We start from the raw sequence: 2142 nt of genomic DNA, 5'->3' as shown, positions 1-2142 counted from the left end.
CCGCCGAGCGCAGCTGGAAGCGGCTGCGCGGCTTCGAGTGGCTTGCCAAGGTCATCGAGGGAGTGAAGTTTCGCAACGGAATGGAGGTACGCGAGAAAACGAACGCGCGAGCACAACGTCAGGTCAGCAGGGCTGGAGTTGACCACGCTTTCGTGGACACTTTTCAATGTTGGGGTTGAAGGAGGTTCACGATGCCCCGTAGTCGCCCTGCTTATGCGCCGGAGTTCCGGCAGAAACTGATCGAGCTGGCCAGTGCCGGTCGCAGCCCGGAGGAGCTGGCCAAGGAGTTCGAGCCCTCGGCACAGACGATCCGCAACTGGGTAAAGCGTGCCGATGCCGACGGCGGCAAGCGCCGGGACGTGCTCACCACTGTCGAACGCGAGGAGCTGGTGAAGCTGCGGCGTGAGCTGCGCCAGGTGAAGCTTGAGCGCGAGATTCTGGCAAAGGCCACGGCCTGGTTCGCGCGGGAGGCCGATACGACGCCCAAGAAGTCTTCCGGTTCGTAGCGGCGCACCAGCTCGAGTTTCCAGTGAGAACGATGTGTCGCGTGTTTGGTGTTTCCCCCAGCGGCTTTTACGCGTGGAATGCGCGCGAGCCGTCGGCACGCGCGATCGAAGATGCGAGGCTGACAGACCGCGTCCGGTTCTTCCATGCCCGCTCGAAGGGCGCCTACGGGGCGCCGAACATCCTCGAGGATCTGCGCGAGGAAGGCATTCGCGTGGGCAAGAAGCGCGTGGCTCGTTTGATGAAAGCCGACGGGCTTTGCGGCGTATGCCGCAGGAAGTTTGTGATCACGACGGCGCGCGATGCCAACGCGCAGCCCTCTGCCGATCTCGTGCAGCGCCAATTCAGCACCGATGCGCCGAACCGGCTCTGGGTGGCCGACATCACCTACATCCCTACCTGGGCCGGGTTCTTGTACCTGGCGGTGGTGCTCGATGTCTTCAGTCGCAGGATCGTGGGCTGGGCGATGGCCGAGCACCTCAGAACGGAGCTTGTCCTCGCCGCGCTCAACATGGCGATCGGGCAGCGGCGAGCAAAAGGCATTGTGCATCACTCCGACCACGGCACGCAGTACACCTCGATCGCCTTCGGCCTTCGCTGCAGGGAAGCGAACGTTCGGCCTTCGATGGGAAGCGTGGGCGATGCCTACGACAACGCAATGGCCGAGAGCTTCGTCGCGACGCTGGAGTGCGAACTCCTTGATCGCCGGCGCTTCGCGACGAAGGCCGAGGCACGCATGGCGATCCTCGATTTCATCGAAGGCTGGTACAACCCGAGGCGACGTCATTCGCGCCTCGGGTGGATCTCGCCCATCGAGTTCGAACGGCGTCATCATTCAATGCATCACGAGCACGCGGTTACCCACTGGCCCGCGCGCTCGGTAGCGTTTCAGGCGCCCCGGCGCGCGGCCTGTGGATAACCCCTTGTGACCCAAGCGCTAAACCGTCCACCGAAACGGGGCAATTCCATCGCGCCGGCGAAACTGAATGCATCCCGCTCACGAATTTTCAGCAACGCACGGAGTTGACCCGGGGCAACTCCACCCCGCCACCCCGCTCTATCCATTCAACAAATTGTGGGACATTGCTTGGGTTCCCCATTTGTCAACGGGAATCCTACATTGTCTAGGAAACGAATTTTCCCCACCCATCTTTTGTGAAGGAGAGCAGGAGATGGATGGGAAGATGGAAGTGAACGCCCTCGGCCCGCGGGCCGAGGGCGTCGGGACCGAAGCCGCTACGGTGCCGGTGTTCGCAACGGACACGGAGGTGGCGGTGGTTGGCAAGGAGCGCTGGGAGGAGATTCGGCGTCTGCACGCGCTGGGCATGACGATCTCGGAGATTGCGCGGCTGAGCGAGCTTGATCGCAAGACCGTGCGCCGCTGGCTGAGGCAGCAGCAATGGCAGGCCTACCGGCGCGAAGCGGCGGCGCGAACGCTCATGAGCCCGCACGCGGCCTGGCTTGCGAGCCGCGCCCCGCAGGTGCGCTACTCGGCGCGGATTCTGTATCAGGAGCTGTGCGCCGAGCGCGGCTACACGGGCAGCTACGACACGGTGAAGCTGGCGGTGCGGCCGCTGCGGGCGCAGGCCACGCTCGATTCGCTGACCTGGTGCCGCTTCGAGACCGCTCCGGGCGAGC

The 2142-nt window shown here is 64.1% G+C and carries 2 protein-coding genes; both read left to right on the top strand.

The window, feature by feature from the left end:
- Window positions 1-191: 191 nt before the first annotated feature.
- A protein-coding gene (locus VNM24_00430) for an IS3 family transposase (protein ID HWQ37064.1) occupies window positions 192-1423 on the top strand; the annotation gives its coding sequence in 2 pieces (ribosomal slippage) (window positions 192-450 and window positions 450-1423; 1233 coding nt in all).
- A 253-nt stretch (window positions 1424-1676) separates the two neighbouring features.
- A partial coding sequence (locus VNM24_00425; GenBank protein HWQ37063.1) for a helix-turn-helix domain-containing protein occupies window positions 1677-2142 on the top strand: 466 nt, incomplete at its 3' end.

It is taken from the genome of Burkholderiales bacterium, assembly GCA_035560005.1.
Classification (GTDB): Bacteria; Pseudomonadota; Gammaproteobacteria; order Burkholderiales; family Eutrophovitaceae; genus DASRFY01.
Note: the sequence above shows the minus strand (reverse complement) of the source record. Positions and strands in the feature narration are given on the sequence as shown.